This window comes from Micromonospora sp. NPDC005173 (assembly GCF_040608515.1).
Lineage (GTDB): Bacteria > Actinomycetota > Actinomycetes > Mycobacteriales > Micromonosporaceae > Micromonospora.
The window spans coordinates 106,018-124,654 of record NZ_JBEXIK010000004.1; the positions used below are offsets into that span (position 1 = coordinate 106,018).

An 18,637-nucleotide genomic window follows, 5' to 3' on the forward strand; every position below is an offset into this window, starting at 1 on the left:
AGCGCAACGTGACGCGGCCCGAGGACCGGCCGATCCGGATGAGGCTCATCGCGCTGGCGGTCGTGCTGCTCACGCTCTGGTCGTACGCGGCCTACCTGACCAGCCAGGACGCCGCCGACCTGCTCCGGGTGCGGGCCCTGGCGGACACTCTGGGCCAACCGATCGACCGGCTGATCCTGAGCCTGCAGGCCGAACGCCGGCTCACCGCCGAGACGAGGGCTGGAGCCGGGCTGCCGGCGACCGCGCTGGACGGGGCACGCGAGGGGACCGACCGGGCCGCGGCCGAGGTCCGCGCGTTCACCGAGGGCACCGACCTCCGGCTGCTCACCGCCGGCGCGGTCCGCGACCGGGCCGACGAGCTGGTCCGGCGGCTGAACGGACTGGGCACCATCCGGTCCCAGGTGGACGCCGAGCAACTCGATCCGGCCGAGGCGGTCGACGGGTACGACCAGCTCGTCGACGTCGCATTCGACGTGTACGGCCCCGAGTGGGGCGCGTACGAGAGCGAGCTGGCCGCCGACACGCGCGCGGTGATCGCCCTGGCCCGCGCCCGCGAACTGCTCGCCCGGGAGGACACCCTGGTCAGCGCCGCCCTGACCGGTGACCCGGTCGACGCCGACCAGCGGCGTCGTCTGGCCGAACTGATCAGCAACCAGCGGTACGCACGCGCCGAGGCGACCGCCGGGCTGCCCGTCGACGATCGGGGCGAGCACCAGGGGCTCACGGCGGGCCCCCGATTCGCCGGCCTGCTCGCCCTGGAGGACATGCTGCTGCGGGCAGGCAGCGCCAACGCCCTGAGCGGGATCACCATGGCGGATTGGCGGGCCGCTGCGGACGACGCCCTCGGCGCGCTGCACGAGTTGGTGACGACCACCGCGCGGAGCAGTGTCGAGCGGGCCACGCCGGGTGCGGCCGTGGTCGTGGCGCGTACCGGCGCGGTGGTGGGGCTCGGACTCATCGCGGTGATCGCGGTCCTGTTGAGCTGGGCCGGCACGGTCCGACGGTTGACCGAAGGGCTGGCCCGGTCGGGCACCGACCGCGATCGGCGGCAGCCACCGGGTGGCCTGGCGGAGCCGGGCGGCACCGCGCTGAGCCGCCCCGACGTCGCGGCGGAGGTCCACTCCCCGGTCCCGGCCCGGGATGCCTCGGCGGCGGAGCGCACCCAGGACCTGTTCCTGCGGGTGACCCGACGCAACCAGGTCCTGCTGCGCGACCAGCTCAACCTGCTGGACGGCATGCAGCGGCGGGAGCGGGCCGCCGAGGAGGCCGACGAGCTGTTCCAGCTCGACCACCTCACCACGCGGGTCCGGCGCAACGTGGAGAAGCTGATCGCCCTCGCCGGTGCGACCCCGGCCCGCCGATGGCGGCGCCCGGTGCCACTGCTCGACATCGCGCGCGGCGCGGTCGCCGAGGTGCCGGAGTACCACCGGGTCCTGATCGCGCCGCACTGGCCGTGGTCGCTCGCGGGTCCCGCCGTCACGGACGTCATCCACCTGCTGGCCGAGCTGATCGAGAACGCCCTCGCCTTCTCGTCGACGGACACCACCGTCCGGGTCGCCGGTGAGCACCGGCCGCAGGGCTGCGCGGTCGTGGTCGTCGACGACGGGCCTGGCCTCGACGCGACCGCGCTGGCCGAGGCGAACCACCTGCTCGGCAACCCGCCACCGAACGGCCCGCCCGTCGGGCCGGCAGGGCTGTACACCGCCGCCCTGCTCGCCGCCCGCTGTGGCGCCCGGATCTCGCTGCGTCCCAGCCAGCGCGGCGGGACGGCGGCGATCGTGCTGCTCCCGGCCGGGTTGGTCACGGTGACCGGTGCCGGTGGTGGCCGGGCCGGCACCGGCGACGGAACGGCCACGTCGCCCCCCGGCCCCGCGTACCCGCCGGCCCGGGGCGGAGCCGACGCGGCCGACCCGAGCGGCCACGGCGAGCTGCCGATGCGGATCCGCCAACCCGGGCCGACCGGCCGCGAAACCGGCGGCGCCGGCCCCGAGACCGTCGAACTGCCGGTAGCAAGAGCAACAAGGAGACATCGATGACGCATGCAGTGGCCACCAGCGACAGCCTGACCGGCGCCCTGGACCGCCTGGTCGACCGGGTACCCGGCGCGGAGTTCGCCGTGGTGCTCTCTCCGGACGGGCTGCCGCTCGGCAGTTCCCGGCATGTCGAGGCGAAGCTGGCCGAACAGATCTCCGGCGTGGTCGCCGGCCTGCTGGCGTTGGGGCAGGCCGCCACCCGGACGTGCGAGGCGGGCGGGCTGCGTCAGATCGTGGTGCAGATGTCGCGGTCGTTCCTGTTCATCGCCACCATCCGGAACGGGACCATCCTCACCGTTCGGATCGCCGGTGACGACGCCGAGGTCGGCGACATGGCGTACGAGGTGGCGCTCTTCGTGGGGCAGGCCGAAAGGCACCTGCCGGTCCGCCTGGTACCGGCCTCCTCGGCGACGAGCGGGGACACTGGTGTACACCACCGGCACGGCTGACGAGGCGTGGTACGACGACGACGCCGGCCCGGTGGCCCGCCCCTACACGATGACCGGCGGGCGCACCGCACCCGAGCGCGGGCAGTTCGATCTGATCTCACTGGTCGTCGCCCGGCGGGCGGCCACGCCTGACGCACCGCTCTTCCCCGAACAGGCGCGGATCGTCGAGCTGTGTCACCATCCACTGTCGGTGGCTGAGGTCGGCGCCGAGCTGGATCTGCCCCTGGGCACCGTCCGGGTACTGCTCAGCGACCTGCTGGCGGCCGGGCTGATCGAGACGCACCAACCGCCGTCGCTGTCGGAGCTGCCGTCCGAGGACCTGCTTGAGGCGATACTCGTCGGGCTTCGCGCGCTGTAGGGCCGAGCGAACGCCACGGCGACCGGAAGGGTCGCGGGCGCCCGTCCGGGACGAACTGAAGGGGAGACAGGTAGTGCCGGCAACTCCGCCCCAGCCACGGCGTACCGCGGCGATCATTCTGCTGGACCGGATCGTGGCCATCGCCGCGGCCGTACGGCGGGCGCTCCCCGGTCGCGGCGACGGCTCGCGGGCCACCTGGGTGGCCCTGATCGCGGCGCTCGGGGTGCTGGTCGCGACTGCGGTCTCCATCATCGCGGTGCTGCGCACGCCGGAGCGGCTGGCACCGGTGACCCTCGCCCCGCCGCCGTCCGCCGAGCAGGTGGGGCCGCAGGTCGCTACGCCCCGGGCGCAGGCGAGACCGGCGGCCACCAGCCCGACGAGGTCCACTCCCCCGCCAGCCCCGTCCACCACCGAACCGTCGACCAGCGCCCCCGCACCGACCGCACCCACGCCGGCCGCCCTGCGCGGCGACTTTGCCATCGCGGAGAACGCCCTGCTCAGCTACGGCGCCGCCGTGACGATCAGCAATCCCGGACCGGTGCCGGTGACGCGGTGGACGCTGGTCGTCACCCTGCCCAGGGATTCGCTGCGGGTCACGTCGGTCGAAGGCGCTCGGGCCAGCCAGAACGGAGCGGTGTGGACGTTCGTACCGGACGGCAGCGCCGGACAGGTGGCCGGCAGCGCTTCGGTGCAGGTGACGTTCCGGGTCAACGGCTCGACGGTCGGCTCCGCCCCCACGGCGTGCACCATCGACGGGGTCGCGTGCACCGGTCTGCCGGACTGAGCAGCCGACGGTAGGGGTTTCCCCACCACCGAGATCATGGGTCGCCGTATGTTCCGGAAACGCGACCTCGACCAGGCTTTCCGCTATGCGAAACAGCGATGTGACCCCCGCTCGCGGGCCGGTCGTCGAGGTGCTCGACGTGACGAAGACCTATGCCGGCGGGGGCGGTGTCCGGGCGTTGGATGGCGTGTCGGTCGCCTTCGAGGCCGGTTCGTTCTGCGCGGTGATGGGTCCGTCGGGCTCGGGCAAATCGACGCTTCTGCACTGCGCGGCGGGCCTGGATCGGCCGGACAGCGGACGGGTGCTCCTCGCCGGTCAGGACATCGGCGGGCTGCGTGAGCCGCAGCTCACCCAGGCACGGCGGCGGCGGGTCGGGTTCGTCTTCCAGTCGTACAACCTGATGGACGCGTTGTCGGTCTGGCACAACGTCCTGCTGCCGCAGCGGCTGGCCGGGGTACGACCGGACCGGGACTGGGCGCGGGAGGTGATGCGCCGCGTCGGGCTCACCGGACGGGAGAACGACCGGCCCGGCCAACTGTCCGGCGGCCAGCGGCAGCGGGTCGCGCTCGCCCGCGCCCTGGCCAGCCGTCCGGAGGTCATCTTCGCCGACGAACCGACCGGGGCGCTGGACCTGTCGACCGGCCGCGAGGTGCTCGGGCTGCTGCGCGAAGCGGTGGACGGCATCGGCACGACGATCATCATGGTGACGCACGACCCGGCCGCGGCGGCGTGGGCCGACCGCGCGGTGTTCCTCGCAGACGGGCGGATCGTCACGGAACTCGCCGACCCGACCGCCGAGAAGGTCGCGGCGCAGATGATGGCGGTGACCGTCCGATGATCCGGCTCGCTCTCGGCACCCTGCGCCAGCACCGCGGCGCGTACGCCGGCACGTTCTTCGCCGCGCTGCTGGCCGTTGCCCTGCTCGCTGGCGGCGGTCTGTTGCTCGCCTCCGTGCTCACCGCGCAGCCGCCGGCCAACCGGTTCGCGGCCGCGCCGATCGTCGTCTCGGGCGACCGCGACGTCACCCTCGAGATGGTCACCACCAAGCAGAAGAAGGACAAGGTCAAGGTCAAGCGCAAGGTCAAGTCCGAGCGGCTCACCGGCGCCGCCTCGCTGCCAGCGGACCTCGCGGGCCGGCTGGGCAACCTTCCGGGCGTCGCGGCCGCCGTCGCGGACGTCGCCTTTCCGGTCCAGACAGGTACGCCGGACGGACGTCCGCTGCGCGGTGCCGACGATGCTCCCGTGATCGGACACGGGTGGGCCTCCGCACCGCTGACCCCGTACTCGCTGCGCACCGGTGAGGCACCCGGCCCGGGCCAGGTCGTCATCGACGCCGACCTCGCCAACCGGTCGGGCACCACGGCGGGCGAACGTCTCGTCGTCACCACCAAGACCGGGGTCCGCACCATGCTCGTGTCCGGTGTCGCCGCACCGGCCGGGCGGGACGGGCTGCCCGCCCAGGGCGCGCTGTTCTTCGCCGACAGCGAGGTGGCGTCGGTGTCGGGGCTGCCCGGGCCGACCGCGGTGGCCGTCCTGGCCAGACCCGGCACCGATCCGGTCGCGCTCCGCGACGCCGTCGAAGGGGTCGCCGGAAAGGCGCCCGTGCTCACCGGCGCCGACCGGGTCCGGGCCGACCTGCCCGGCGCCCTGCCGGACTACATCGGTCCCATCTCGATCTTCGGCTTCGTCATCGGCATCACGGCGTTCTCGGCCGTCTTCGTCCTCACGGGCACGGTCACCCTCGGCGTACGCCAGCGCCTGCGCGAGTTGGCCCTCCTGCGCACCGCCGGCGCGACCCCCGGTCAGCTGCGCCGCCTCCTCGGCGTGGAAAGCCTCCTGCTCGCCGGGGTCGCCGCGCTGCCGGGCGCGCCGCTGGGTGTGGTGTTCGCCCACGTGGTGGCCGCCCGGTTCCGGGAGCTGGGCGCGGTGCCGGCCCAGTTCGTCGTACAGACCAACGTGATCGTGCTCCTCGCCGCCGCGGTGGCCGGGATGCTGGTGACCTTCGTCGGTGCCCGGATCGCCGGCCGCCGAGCGGTGCGGATCGCCCCGACGCAGGCACTAGCCGAGACCGCGAACGCACCGACCGGCGGCCTCGTCCTGCGGACCGCCGTCGCGGTGGTGACCACCGCCGGCGCGATCGCCCTGCTCATCTTCGTTCCGCTCGACGGGCCGCTCGGGATGGGCATGAGCTTCGTGTCGTCCGCCCTGTTGCTGTGCACGGTCGCGGCCCTCGGCCCGGTGCTGGTCCGGGTGCTGACGGCGCCGGTGTCCCGCCTCGTCGGCGCCGGCGGCGCGACCGGTTGGCTGGCCGGCCTGGTCACCCGGGCCGAGCCGCGACGGGTCGCGGCGGTCGCCGTCCCGCTCGTGCTCATGTTCGCGATCAACGCCACCATGCTGCTCAACAGCGCCCTGCTGGACGAGTTGACGGCGCAGGAACAGGCGGAACGGACCGCGGCCGCGACGGCTCAGGTGACCGCTCCGGGCGGACTTCCGCTCGGAGTCGTCGAAAGGCTCACAGCTCTCGACGGGGTGACCGGTGCGGCGGCGACGTTGCCGACGCGGGCCATCGTCGAGCAGGGCGGCAAGCCCGAGGACTACGCGACGCAGGGTCTGCTGGTCGCCGGCACCGAGGCGGTGCTCGACCTCGATCTTCGCGCCGGGACGCTGCCGGGCACGGGCACGTTCGCCGCCAGCGAATACGTGACCGGTCAGTACGGCTGGCGGGTGGGCGACGACGTGCAGATCTGGCTCGCCGACGGCCACCAGGTCCAACTGCGCCTCGCCGGGGTGTACGCCCGAGCGCGTGGCTTCGGCGACCTGACGCTACCGGCGGACCTGGTGGCGGCGCACGACCCGCGCGGACTGGTCAGCACGGTCGGGCTGCGTTACCGCGGCGACGCACCGGACCGGATCGCCGCCTCGTGGCCCGGCCTGCGGCTGACCCCCACGCTCGGTGCGGCACCCGCCGGTGACGCGCAGAACCAGCAGGGCGCCTGGGAGCTCATGGTGGTGATCTCCCTCGGCTTCACGGCGATCGCGGTCGTCAACACCTTCGCCATCGCCACCGCCGCGCGTCGCCGCGAGTTCGCCGGCCTGCGGCTGGCCGGGGCGACGACCGGGCAGCTCCACCGGCTCGTCGGGCGTGAGGCGACGATCACCGTCACCGTTGGGCTGGTGCTGGGCATCCTGGTCACCGCGATCGTGGTCGGCGCGTTCAGTACCGCGCAGGACGGCACGTTGCGGGTGTTCGTCGACGCCGGCACGTACGCGGGGATGCTCGGCGGTGTCGCGGCACTGGGGCTGGTCGCGGGTGCCGTACCGGCCCGGGTCCTGCTGCGGCGGCGCAGCCTGCCGGCCCTGAGCGACGGACGCTGACCGTGCGCACGGCTGGATCGCCGCTCGGACCCGTCCTCCGGATCGTCGGGGGCCGGGTCCGGCCGGCGGCCGCGGTCCGGTGCCGGCGCGCCGCCGGTACGATCGCCGCGATGATCCGCACAACGATGTCGGCGCTGGCGTACCTGTTCAGCAGCCTCGTCGCCGGTGTCGTCGGCCTCGCCTGGGCCGTGGCGTCCACCCTCGGCGTCGGTCTGTTGGCGATCACGCAGCTCGGCGGCCCGGCGTTCCTCGGCGCCGCCTGGGTGACCCGGCGCCTCGCCGACCTGGAGCGGCACCGGGCCGGTTGGGTGCTCGGCACCGCGATCGCCGCGCCGTACCTGCCGATCGAGGGCGCAACCATGCGGCAGCGGGTCAGCGCGGTCGCCGTGCAACCGGCCACCTGGCGGGACCTGGCCTGGCTGGTCGCGCTGTTTCCGCTGGGCCTGGCAGGCGGGATCGCCGCCATCGTGGTCACCGTCGTCGATCTCGCCGCCGTCGTGGCGCCGGCGTGGGCGTGGGCGGTGCCGAACCCGCACGCACCGTTCCCGATGCGTCCGCTCATGACGACGGTGCCGGGCCGGTTCGGCCTGACCGTCCTCGGCGTGCTGCTGTTGCCGGTCACCGCGTGGTTCCTGCGGACCGCCGGGCTGCTCCAGGCCCGTACGGCCCGGGTCCTCCTGGCGCCCGGCGCGCACCGGCACCTGGTCGAGGAAGCTGCCCGACTCGCGCAGACCCGCCGTCGGGTCGTCGACGCCCAGGCGGCGGAGCTGCGTCGGATTGAGCGGGACCTGCACGACGGCGCCCAGGCCCGGATCGTGGCCGCCGGCATGACGCTGGCACTGGCTGCCCGCAAGCTGCGGGCAGGTGCGGCCGCCGCATCCGACGTGGACCTCGCCCGCCGGCAGCTCGACGACGCCCTCACCGAGCTGCGCCGGCTGGTACGCGGCATCCATCCGCCGATCCTCACCGACCGGGGGCTGCACGCCGCTGTCGCCGCCCTGGCCGGCGACAGCCCGCTCAGCGTCGAGATTCGGGGCGACCCGGACGACCGTTACCCGCCGGCGGTCGAGTCGGCGGCCTACTTCGTCATCGCCGAGGGTCTCGCCAACGCGGGCAAACACGCCGACGCCCGGACCTGCGTCGTCACCCTCGCCCGAACCGCCGGCACGGTCACCGTCACGCTCGCCGACGACGGACAGGGCGGTGCCGACCCGTCCGGCTCCGGGCTCGACGGTCTACGCCGCCGCGTCGAGGCACTCGACGGCCGGCTCACCATCACCAGTCCACCCGGCGGTCCCACCGTCCTGTCCGCGGAGCTACCCCACTGATGCGCATCGTGATCGCCGAGGACCTGCTGCTGCTCCGGGACGGCATGGTTCGACTGCTGACCGACACCGGCCACACCGTCGTCGCCGCCGTCGACACCGCACCCGCCCTGCTGGCGGCCGTCACCGAGCACCGACCCGACCTGTCGATCGTCGACGTTCGACTGCCACCCGGCTTCCGCGACGAAGGGCTCCGCGCCGCTCTGACGCTGCGTGCCACGGATCCGGACACCAAGGTGCTCATCGTCTCCCAGTACGTCGAACGGGCCTACGCCGTGGAACTGCTCGCCGACGGCCGGGGCGGTGTCGGTTACCTTCTCAAGGACCGCGTAACCGCTCTCGACGACTTCCTCGACGCGGTGGAGCGGGTCGCCCACGGTGGCACCGCCCTGGACCCGGAGGTGGTCCGCCAACTGTTCACCCGCAACAGCCGCAACCACGGAGTCGACGGGCTCACCGCGCGGGAACGAGAGGTGCTCGGCCTCATGGCCCAGGGCCTGTCCAACGCGGCCATCTGCGCCGCGCTCGTCCTGGCGCCGGTGTCGGTGGAGAAGCACATCACCAACATCTTCGCCAAACTCGACCTGCCGCCGGCCGAGGACGCCAACCGGCGTGTTCGTGCGGTCCTCGCCTACCTCAACCACTAGCGAGCCGTACGCGGCTCGGCCCGGCCGGCCGCCTTGTCGGTCGCGTGTCGGTGCCGTGTCGGGGCGGTGTCAGGTGCTCCGCGCACGCTCTACGGCATGACAGCTGACCTGGTGATCGAGGCCGAGGGCCTCGTGAAGAACTTCGGGAAGACGAGGGCGCTCCAAGGCGTGGACCTCGCCGTGCCCCGAGGGACGGTGCTCGGGGTGCTCGGCCCCAACGGCGCCGGCAAGACCACCGCCGTACGCATCCTCTCCACGCTCCTGACCCCGGACGGCGGCACCGCCCGGATCGGCGGCTTCGATGTCGTACGCGACGCCGAGCGGGTCCGGCAGAGCATCGGCCTCACCGGCCAGTACGCCTCGGTCGACGAGGACCTGACCGGGCGGCAGAACCTGGAGCTGTTCGGCACCCTGCTGGAGCTGGGGCGCACCGGATCGCGGCGGCGGGCCGCCGAGCTGCTCGAATGGTTCGACCTGACCGCCGCCGCCGACCGGCAGGCCAAGACCTACTCCGGCGGTATGCGGCGGCGGCTGGACCTGGCCGCCAGTCTCGTCGGCTCGCCGGACGTGATCTTCCTGGACGAGCCGACGACCGGGCTCGACCCGGCCAAGCGCGAGGACATGTGGGACGTGGTCCGATCGCTGGTCACGAACGGCTCGACCGTCCTGCTCACCACGCAGTACCTGGAGGAGGCCGACGCGCTGGCGGACTCGATCACGGTGATCGACCACGGCCGGGTGATCGCGCACGACACGCCCGAAGGGCTCAAGCGGGTGGTCGGGGGGCAGACACTCGAGGTCCGGCCGTCCGACCCCGCGCACCTGTCCCGGATCGCGGCGATCCTGTCCGAAGTCGGCTCCGGGGCGCAGGCCGACGAGATCCGCAAGGGTGTGCTCGCGGTGCCGGTCGCCGACGACGCGGCCCTGACCGAGAGTGTCGCCCGGTTCGCCGCCGCCGGCATCGCGGTCACCGAACTCTCCCTGCACCTGCCGAGCCTCGACGAGGTGTTCTTCACCCTCACCGGGCGGACCGCATCCGAGGACGACACCACCAGCCTCAAGGAGGTCGCCGCATGAGCACCCTCGTCCGCACAGACCCCACGACGAGCCCTGTGCTCTCGACGGCCGCCCCGAACCCACGGCCGTTCCGGCTGGTCCGGCACTCACTGGCGCTCGCCAAGCGCAGCCTCATCAAGACCTGGCGTACGCCCGAGGCGCTCATCGACGTCACGCTGCAACCGGTGCTGTTCCTGATCATCTTCGTCTACATCTTCGGCGGCGCGGTCGCCGGCTCCACCCACGACTACCTGCAGTTCCTGCTGCCCGGCATCCTGGCGCAGACCATCGCCACCGGCGCCATAGCGATCGGTGTCAACCTCAACACCGACATCGCCAAGGGCATCTTCGACCGGTTCCGGTCGCTGCCGATCCCGCGCTCCGCGCCACTGCTCGGCGCGGTCCTGGGCGACGTCGTCCGGTACGTGATCGTCACGATCTCGACCCTCGCGATCGGCTACCTGCTCGGTTTCCGGATCGACTCCGACCCGCTGCGTGCGATCGCCGGCTGCCTGCTCGCGGTGCTGTTCGCGCTCTGCCTGAGCTGGCTGCCGGTCTTCGTGGGCATGAAGGTGCGTACCCCGGGAGCGGTGCAGGGCCTGATGTTCGCGTTGATCATGCCGCTGAGCTTCGCGTCGAACGTGTTCGTCAGCGCCGACACCCTGCCCGGTTGGATGCAGGCCTTCGTGGACGTCAACCCGATGACCCACCTGGTGGCAGCGGTGCGCGGACTGTTCCTCGGCACGCCGGTCGGCTCGCACGTGTGGTGGACGCTCGCCTGGTGCGCCGGCTTCGTGGCGGTGTTCATGCCGCTTGCGCTGCGCGCGTACCGCAAGAAGATCTGACCTAGGCGAGCAGGTCGTCCATCAGCTCGCGGATCCGGGCGACGGCGGCGGCGACCGGCCGCTCGCGCCACGCGGCCAGCAACGGCTCACGCTGCTCCTCGTCTCCGAGGGCGGCGATGAGCCGTTCGCCGTGCCCGGGCGGGAAGAACGTCTCGACGTGGGTGCCGATCCGCGTACCGAGCGCGGACAGTTCGCGGGCGGCGCCGACATCGCCCCGGTACGCGGCGAGTTCGGCGCCGCCCAGCGCCCACGCCCCGATCACCGGCAGGTCCCGCGAGGACAGCGCGTCGGCGGCGGCGAGCGCCAGCAAGGTGGCGGCCTGGGTTTCGGCGTCATCCGCCGACGACCGCCGTACCTCGGCCACCCGCAGGTACAGGACCGCCACCGCGACCCGGAGCATGGCACGCGGCTGCGGCGGCGGCCCGGCCCACTCGGCGAGAGTGCGGGTCACCCCGTCGGCGTGGGCGAGTGCCTCGTCGTACCGGGCGCGCTGCCAGGCGAGGTGCGCCAGGCCGAGACGCGCCTGCGCGATGTCCATCTGCTCGGCCTGGCCCGATGTCGCCGTCTCGCCCACCCGCCGCTCCGCCTCCGGATCGCCGGCCAGGGCGAGCTGCACGTCCAGCCGCACCCGGATCGACCGCGCGTCCTGCGTGGCGCCGACCAGTTCCATGTGCCAAACGCTGCGAGTCAGCCACTCGGCCGACCGGGCCTCCCCGCCTGGCATCAGGAACTGCCCGACGGCTCCCGCCGCCATCGCCATGCCCCAGTGGTCACCGACAACCTCGAATCGGCGGTACGCCTGCTCGGCGTCGACGATCGACGCCTGCGGCATGCCGCCGTTCTCCCGTACCGCCGCGCGGGCGAACAGGCCGAGCGCCTGCACGTACGGGTCGGGGTGCGCGATCATCTCGGCCGCGCTCTTCAGGCTCTCTTCCGGATCGGACTCGTCGAAGCCGGGCAACGCCGACGCGAGCGCGGTCAGCCGGGACGACACCTCGGCGGGCCGCTCGGCCAGGAGTGTCCGAAGGGCCCGCCGGGCCAGCACGGCGAGCCGCAGCTCACCGCTGATGCCGGCGTTCACCCCGATCACGAGGCACGTCCACGCGAGCCGGTCGGCGTCGGGCAGTGGCCGGCCGGTGGCCCGGCCGCGCAGCGTCGCCGAGCGTCGCCGTTGCTCCGGGTCCTCGACGTGCAACAGGCCGCGTGCCCAACCGACGACCTCGAGGTGCAGGCCGCGCACTGTCCAGAGGTGGAGCAGAGCGGTGGCGACGTCGATCGCGGCCGGCTCGTCGTCGTGCCCGAGCGCCCAGCGGAGGCCCGCGATCAGGTTGTCCTGCTCGGCGGCGCAGTGGTCGAGCGCCTCGACCTGTCCGGGGCCGACGAACCGGCCGGCGAGGGCGACGGCCAGCTCCCGAGCCCAACCGACCAGGCCGGTCATGGCGCAGGCCCGGTTGCCGGCCGCGTCGAGGCGGGCTTCACCGTACTCGCGGACGGTTTCGAGCATCCGGTAGCGGGGCGGGCCCTCTCCCTCGATCAGGGTCAGCAGGGACTGTTCGACGAGCGTCGCCAGGCCGCGTCGTACGTCCGGGGTCTGCGCGACCGCGGCGGCGAGGTCCGCGGTGAACGGCGCGGGGATGACCGCGAGCCGCTGGAGCAGCGCCTGGTCGTCGGGGGTGAGCAGTTCCCGGCTCCAGTCGACCATCGCCCACAGGCTCGCGTGCCGTTCCGGCAGGCCGCGCAGCGCGTCGTCGAGCAGCGCGAACCGGTCGGTCAGCCCCGCGAGCACATCGTCGATCGGCATGTGGCGCAGTCGTGCGGCGGCCAGTTCGAGCGCCAGTGGCAGGTTGTCGAGCCGGTGGCACAGCGCGAGCGCCCGCTCGGCGTCCCAGGTCAGCACCGCACCGCCGGCTCTCGCCCGGGACTCGATGAGCCCGAGCGCGTCGGAGTCCGGCAACACGGTCAGTCGGTGGACCGTCTCGCCGGCCAGGCCCAACGGAGCCCGGCTGGTCGCGAGGACCGCGACCTCCGGTGAGGTCACCGCCAGCAGGTCGGCCACGACGGTGGCCGCCGCGTCGAGAACGTGCTCGCAGTTGTCCAGTACGACGAGCCCATCGACGTCCGGTGCCACGGCGCGCAGCCGCTCCTCGGGGCTGAGCACCCTCCGTTCGAGGCCCAGGTTGCCGCCGGTCGCCGAGGTGTCCGCGCCTCCAAGCGCCGCGAGCACCGTGGGCAGCACCTCGTCTGGCGAGCGCAGTCCGGCGAGTTCGACCACCCGTACCGACTGCGCGGCCGCCGCCGCGCGCCGCGCCACCTCGGCGGCGAGCCGGGTCTTGCCCGCACCGCCGGTCGCCACGATCGTCACCAGAGCCGCCTCAGTGAGTGCCGCACGCACCGCTTCGACGTCCTGCTCCCGGCCGACGAGAGCGGTTACCGGGCGGCGCCACGCGGCGGGCAGGGCGATCCGCGCCGGCTGCCGGGGCGGTGCCACGACGGCCGGGGTGGTGAGCTCGCCGCGCAGTAGCGCCAGGTGGACCTGTGTGATCACGGGGGACGGGTCGCTGCCGTACCGGTCGGCCAGTTCGGCGCGCAGCCGCTCGACCACCTCCAGTGCCTCCGCGTCCCGGCCCTGGGCGGCGAGGACCCGGACGAGCAGGGCAGCCGACGGCTCGTCCGGCGGTGTACGCGCGACAAGCCTGCGCAGGTCAGCCTCGTCGTACGGCCCCACACCGGCGAGTGCCGCCTCCGCGCGCAGCGCGGCGACGTCCGCGAACAGGCGCGCGTCCTCGGCGGTGACGAGCTCCGGGACCTCGGGGAACAGGGCACGGGCCTGGTCGGCCGAGCTGCGGGCGGCAAGGACGTCACCGCTCCCGAGTACGGCACGCGCCCGCTCGACGAGCGCCCGCGCCTCGACCGCGTCAACGGTGACCTGCTCGGCGGGCAGGCGGTATCCCGCCGGCACCGCGACCACGGGCAGCCCGAGACGGCGTACCCGGGACACGAGCGCCTGCACGGCACCGGGCGCGTCGTCGGGGGGCGCGCCGTCCCACACGGCGTCCACGAGCAGCGCGGTGGAGACCGCCCGCCCGCGCGCGTCGACGAGCGCGCGGAGCACCGTCGCAAGCCGCTCGCCCCGGACCGGCCGGCCGTCGACGGCGAGCGGGCCGAGGATCGTGATCTGCACGGACCCAGCATCCCCCACCGGTGGGCCGGGTCGCCGGCCACCCGCTTGTGGTCAGTGCGCCGGTGCGCCGGTGCGTCTCATCGCGCTGTCAGGTATTCCAGGACGACGTCACCGAGCATCGTCCGGTAGTGCGCGCGGCGTGCCGGGTCGAGCATGTCCCGCCTGAAGATCGCCTTGAAGGTGTACCGGTTGGCGGTGCGGAAGACGCAGAACCCACTGATTAGAATGTGCACGTCGACGGGATCGACGTCGTCACGGAACCGACCCTCGGCGCGGCCGCGTTCGAGGATGCGGGTCAGGACGTCCAGTGCCGGATTGGCCAGGCCCGCCAGGACGTCTGAGCGGGCGAGGTGCTCGGCGCGGTGGATGTTCTCGATGCTGACCAGGCGAATGAAGTCGGGGTGCGCCTCGTGGTGGTCGAACGTCACTGCGGCCAGCCGCCGGATGGCTTGGGCGGGATCGAGATGCTCGACGTCAAGCTGCTGCTCCAACGCCCGGATGCCCGTGTACGCGTGTTCCAGGACCGCGATGTAGAGCTGTTCCTTGCCGCCGAAGTAGTAGTAGATCATCCGTTTCGTCGTGCTGGTCTTCGCGGCGATCTCGTCCACCCGGGCACCCGCGTACCCCTTGTCGGCGAACTCGTGGCTCGCGACCGCGAGGATCTCAGATCTGGTGCGGTCGGCATTTCGCCCAGCCGGGGTAGCGGCGACTGCACCAGAGGCCTGTGCGCCCAAGGCCACTCCTTCCCATCGAGAGCCACTGTAGCGAGGGCACGTATCCGGCCCTTCCCAGCGGGCGTCGGCGTGGCGTATAAGTAACTATCTAGTACGTCCGTCCTGACGTCGGGAGGGGTCCGTGACCCCACATGACGATGACCACCGCTTCCTCGTAGGCCTGATCGGCTCGGGGATCCGGACATCGCTGAGCCCAGCGCTGCACGAGCGGGAGGCAGACGAGCTCGGGCTTCGGTGCCTGTATCGCCTGCTCGACCTCGCCGAGCGTGGGGTGCCGCCCAGCGCGGTCGACGAGATCCTCACCGCAGCCCGGTTGGCCGGGTTCGACGGCGTCAACATCACGCATCCCGTCAAACAGCTCGTGCTCAACCACCTCGACGCGGTCTCGCCCGACGCCGCCGCGCTCGGCGCGGTCAACACGGTCGTGTTCACCGGCGGAAAAGCGGTAGGACACAACACCGACATGCCCGGCTTCGCTCGCGGTTTCCGTACCGGGCTCCCGGGCGCGGCCCTGGATCGCGTGGTGTTGCTCGGTGCCGGCGGCGCCGGTGCCGCCGTCGCGCACGCGCTGCTTGGCCTGGGCGCGGGTTCGGTGCACGTCCTCGACACCGACGTCGGACGCAGCGCTGCGCTGGCCCGGTCCGTGGCCGACCGATTCGGCACCGGGAGGGCGGTCGCCGCGCCCCTCACGGCCTTGGCCGACGAGCTGCGCGAGGCCGACGGGCTCGTCCACGCCACCCCAACCGGCATGGTGGGGCATTCCGGGCTGCCCGTCGCCCCGGCGCTGCTGCGCCCCGAGCTGTGGGTGGCGGAGGTCGTGTACCGACCACTGGAGACGGAGTTGGTGACCGCGGCACGGACGCGGGGGTGCCGGGTGCTCGACGGCGGACGAATGGTGGTCTTCCAGGCCGCGTACGCGTTCCAGCTGTTCACCGGAGTAGAGCCAGACGCGGGACGAATGCTGCGTCACTTCGACGCACTCGTTCACCAACAGGGAAGGCGGAGTTCCCATGCGCACCGCGCACCGTGACAGTCCGCATGATCAGGTCGAGGAGACGCCCGCGCGCCCGCGTGCAGTCATCGCAACGGGCTGCCTCTCCGGGACTCTCGAGGACAAGCTAGCGGCCGCAGCCGCGGCTCGCTTCCAGGGAATCGAGATCTTCGAGAGCGATCTCATCGCATCGCCGTGGTCACCCGCTCGGGTGCGGCAGGAGTGTGCCCGCAGGGGCCTGTCGATCGATCTCTACCAGCCGTTCCGTGACTTCGAGGCTGTCCCGCCTGAGGTGTTCACGGCCAACCTGCGGCGCGCCGAGCGGACGTTCGACGTGATCGAACAACTCGGCGCCAGGACGATGCTGGTCTCCTCGTCGACGTCAACGGATGCCGTCGACGACGACGACCTCGCCGCCGAGCAGCTGAACATCCTGGCCGGCCGGGCCGAGCGACGCGGCCTGCGCATCGCGTACGAGGCTCTGGCGTGGGGTCGGTTCGTCAACACCTACGCGCACAGCTGGCGAATCGTCCGGCGCGCCGGACATCCCGCGCTCGGCCTGTGTCTCGACAGCTTCCACGTCCTGTCCCGCGGCGACGACCCCGCCGGGATCAGAGTCGTACCGGGCTCGAAGGTGTTCCACGTGCAGCTGGCGGATGCACCACGGCTCACCATGGACGTGGTCGAGTGGAGTTGGCACCATCGGCTGTTTCCCGGGCTCGGCTCGTTCGACCTGCCCGGATTCGTCGGCCACGTCCTGACCACCGGCTATGACGGCCCCTTGTCGCTCGAGGTGTTCAACGACGTCTACCGGCAGGCCGATCCCCGACACGCGGCCATCGACGGCATGCGTGCGCTGGTCGCCCTGCGGGAGGCGGTCAGCACGTCCGGCCCGCCAGCCGCTCGTGAACGCCTCCGCATGACCGGCCTACCGCCGGCGCCCCAGCTCGGGGGGCACGTGTTCACCGAGCTTGCCGTCGACGATCGCTCCGGTCCGGTCGTGGCGCGCACGCTGACCGCGCTCGGCTTCGCGCACACCGGCCAACATCGCTCAAAGCCGGTGCAGCTGTGGGAGCAGGGCAGGGCACGGATCCTGTTGAACTTCGCACCGCACAGGGCAGTCCCGCCAGTGACGGCGGCGGTCTGCGCCCTGGGCCTGGAGAGTGCGGACCCGGCCGGGTCGGCCCAGCGGGCCGAGCGGCTGCTCGCCCCGGTGCTACCGCGCCTGCGCCGTCCCGAGGAGGCGGACCTCACCTCCGTCGCGGCGCCCGACGGAACGGCTGTCTTCCTTGTCCAGAGCGCGGACAGCGGCAGCTGGCTCGAAGACTTCTCCCCCACCGGCGCATCGCCACGCGGCGACGGCCTCCTGACCGGGATCGATCACGTCTCGCTCACCGAGTCGGTCGACGACTTCGACGAGGCCGCGATCTTCTACCGAACGGTGCTGGGTCTGCACGCCGGGGAAGCCACCGAGATCGCCGCACCGTTCGGGCTGATCCGGACTCGGACCGCCACCGACCTGCGGCAACGGGTCCGGATCACCCTCAACACGGCGCCGATGCGCCGCGGTGACTGGTCGCCCGCCGTCCCGAGCCCTCAACACATCGCGTTCGGCTCCGACGACGTGATCGCCAGCGCCAGGGCAATGCGTGCGCTGGGTGCTCCGATACTGAGGATCCCCGACAACTACTACGTCGACCTGGACGCCCGGCTCGATCCGCCGCCGGAACTCCTCTCCGCGATGCGGGACCTCTCGATCCTCTACGACCGCGACGAGCGTGGCGAGTATCTGCACTTCTACACCGAGATACTTGGCTCGCGGGTCTTCTTCGAGGTGGTGCAGCGCATCGAGGGCTATCTCGGTTACGGTGCCGCGACGAGCGTCCCGGTGCGCATGGCCGCCCATCGGGAGCGTCGCCTGATCACGCTGCGGGACGTACCCGCCCGGAACGACGAGCACCACGACTACTCGCTGGCCCATCTCACGGCGCTGAGTCTGTCCCCACCGGATCTGGTGGACGCCGCGGCGGACGCCGGATACCGATACGTGGGCCTGCGCCTGACCCGTGTCACCGCACAGGAGCCGCACTACCCGCTCGCCACCGATCCGGCCCTCATGCGGACCACCAAGGTCCGCCTTGCCGCCACCGGAGTCGAGGTACTCGACATCGAGCTGGCCCGGATCAGCCCGGACGACGACCCGCGGGCGTTCCTGCGATTCCTGGAGGCCGGCGCGGAACTCGGGGCCCGGCACGTCATAGCGCAGCTGCCCGACCCGGACCGGGCACGGAAGATCGACCGGTACGCCCAGCTGTGCGAGCTGGCCCGGCCGCTCGGCCTGACCGTGGACCTGGAATTTCCATCGTGGACGGAGACGCCCGACCTCCGTGAGGCGGTGCGCGTCCTGCGGGGGGCCGACCAGCCCAACGCCGGCATGCTCATCGACCTGTTGCACTTCGCACGCTCGGGGTCGAGCGTGGCTGACCTTCGCCAGCTCCCCGTCGACTGGTTCCACTTCGTCCATGTCTGCGACGCGCCGCCCGGGGTGCCCACGACCAACGAGGGTCTCATTCACACCGCCCGGTTCGAGCGTCTCTTCCCGGGTGAGGGTGGCATCGACGTCCACGGCATTCTCGACGCCCTGCCGCCTGGCCTTCCCTACGCCCTGGAGATTCCGCGCGCGACCCTGGTGGCGCAGGTGGGAGCCAGGGAGCATGCCCGCCTGGCGATCACGGCCGCCCGCGACCACCTCGACCGCTCTGGCGCGACGCCGGTCCGGCGGCCATCGGACGTGTTGCCGGGCACCAGCCGCTGACGCATGTCGCGCCGATGAACCCCGGTTCCTCGGGCGCCTTCCCC

14 protein-coding genes are annotated in these 18,637 nt (G+C 72.7%); 12 read left to right on the forward strand and 2 right to left on the reverse strand.

All coding sequences use genetic code 11. The annotated features are described in order from the left end of the window. Positions 1-8: 8 nt before the first annotated feature. The 10 genes from ABZV00_RS07620 (at position 9) to ABZV00_RS07665 (ending at position 10,872) form a co-directional block, all read left to right on the forward strand. Positions 9-2,036 (forward strand): nitrate- and nitrite sensing domain-containing protein, encoded by a 2,028-nt coding sequence (locus ABZV00_RS07620; RefSeq protein WP_355602763.1) that lies wholly within the window; start codon positions 9-11, stop codon positions 2,034-2,036. After that, positions 2,033-2,482 (forward strand): roadblock/LC7 domain-containing protein, encoded by a 450-nt coding sequence (locus ABZV00_RS07625; RefSeq protein ID WP_355602765.1) that lies wholly within the window; start codon positions 2,033-2,035, stop codon positions 2,480-2,482. Before ABZV00_RS07620 ends, ABZV00_RS07625 begins: the two co-directional genes overlap by 4 nt. Next, a complete protein-coding gene (locus ABZV00_RS07630; RefSeq protein WP_328417562.1) occupies positions 2,460-2,840 on the forward strand; it encodes a DUF742 domain-containing protein in 381 nt (126 codons plus the stop codon). The genes ABZV00_RS07625 and ABZV00_RS07630 overlap by 23 nt, the downstream gene beginning before the upstream one ends. A gap of 73 nt (positions 2,841-2,913) precedes the next feature. After that, positions 2,914-3,624: a cellulose binding domain-containing protein gene (locus ABZV00_RS07635; protein ID WP_355602767.1), complete on the forward strand. Its 711-nt coding sequence runs from the start codon at positions 2,914-2,916 to the stop codon at positions 3,622-3,624. 85 nt (positions 3,625-3,709) lie between these two features. Beyond that, complete coding sequence (locus ABZV00_RS07640) at positions 3,710-4,462, forward strand: ABC transporter ATP-binding protein (RefSeq protein ID WP_355602769.1); 753 nt, start codon at positions 3,710-3,712, stop codon at positions 4,460-4,462. Further along, complete coding sequence (locus ABZV00_RS07645) at positions 4,459-6,999, forward strand: ABC transporter permease (RefSeq protein WP_355602771.1); 2,541 nt, start codon at positions 4,459-4,461, stop codon at positions 6,997-6,999. Before ABZV00_RS07640 ends, ABZV00_RS07645 begins: the two co-directional genes overlap by 4 nt. 110 nt (positions 7,000-7,109) lie before the next feature. Then, positions 7,110-8,327, forward strand: coding sequence for a sensor histidine kinase (locus tag ABZV00_RS07650; RefSeq protein WP_355602773.1), 1,218 nt, complete (start codon positions 7,110-7,112; stop codon positions 8,325-8,327). Beyond that, on the forward strand, positions 8,327-8,971 hold the full coding sequence (locus ABZV00_RS07655) for a response regulator transcription factor (protein ID WP_328417572.1): 645 nt from the start codon (positions 8,327-8,329) through the stop codon (positions 8,969-8,971). The genes ABZV00_RS07650 and ABZV00_RS07655 overlap by 1 nt, the downstream gene beginning before the upstream one ends. A 96-nt stretch (positions 8,972-9,067) precedes the next feature. Then, on the forward strand, positions 9,068-10,048 hold the full coding sequence (locus tag ABZV00_RS07660; protein WP_355602775.1) for an ATP-binding cassette domain-containing protein: 981 nt from the start codon (positions 9,068-9,070) through the stop codon (positions 10,046-10,048). After that, positions 10,045-10,872: an ABC transporter permease gene (locus tag ABZV00_RS07665; RefSeq protein ID WP_328417576.1), complete on the forward strand. Its 828-nt coding sequence runs from the start codon at positions 10,045-10,047 to the stop codon at positions 10,870-10,872. Before ABZV00_RS07660 ends, ABZV00_RS07665 begins: the two co-directional genes overlap by 4 nt. A 1-nt stretch (position 10,873) precedes the next feature. Here the strand turns inward: ABZV00_RS07665 and ABZV00_RS07670 are convergent, their stop codons facing one another. Beyond that, entirely contained in the window at positions 10,874-14,053 is a 3,180-nt protein-coding gene (locus tag ABZV00_RS07670) for a BTAD domain-containing putative transcriptional regulator (RefSeq protein WP_355602777.1), read from the reverse strand. Positions 14,054-14,130: 77 nt separating this feature from the next. Beyond that, a complete protein-coding gene (locus tag ABZV00_RS07675) occupies positions 14,131-14,787 on the reverse strand; it encodes a TetR/AcrR family transcriptional regulator (protein WP_355602779.1) in 657 nt (218 codons plus the stop codon). A 121-nt stretch (positions 14,788-14,908) separates the two neighbouring features. Here ABZV00_RS07675 and ABZV00_RS07680 point away from each other — a divergent pair, with 121 nt between their 5' ends. Together ABZV00_RS07680 and ABZV00_RS07685 are read left to right on the forward strand one after the other, a co-directional pair. Beyond that, positions 14,909-15,817, forward strand: coding sequence for a shikimate dehydrogenase (locus ABZV00_RS07680; protein WP_355602781.1), 909 nt, complete (start codon positions 14,909-14,911; stop codon positions 15,815-15,817). Then, a complete protein-coding gene (locus tag ABZV00_RS07685; RefSeq protein ID WP_355602783.1) occupies positions 15,798-18,593 on the forward strand; it encodes a TIM barrel protein in 2,796 nt (931 codons plus the stop codon). The genes ABZV00_RS07680 and ABZV00_RS07685 overlap by 20 nt, the downstream gene beginning before the upstream one ends. Positions 18,594-18,637 lie beyond the last annotated feature (44 nt).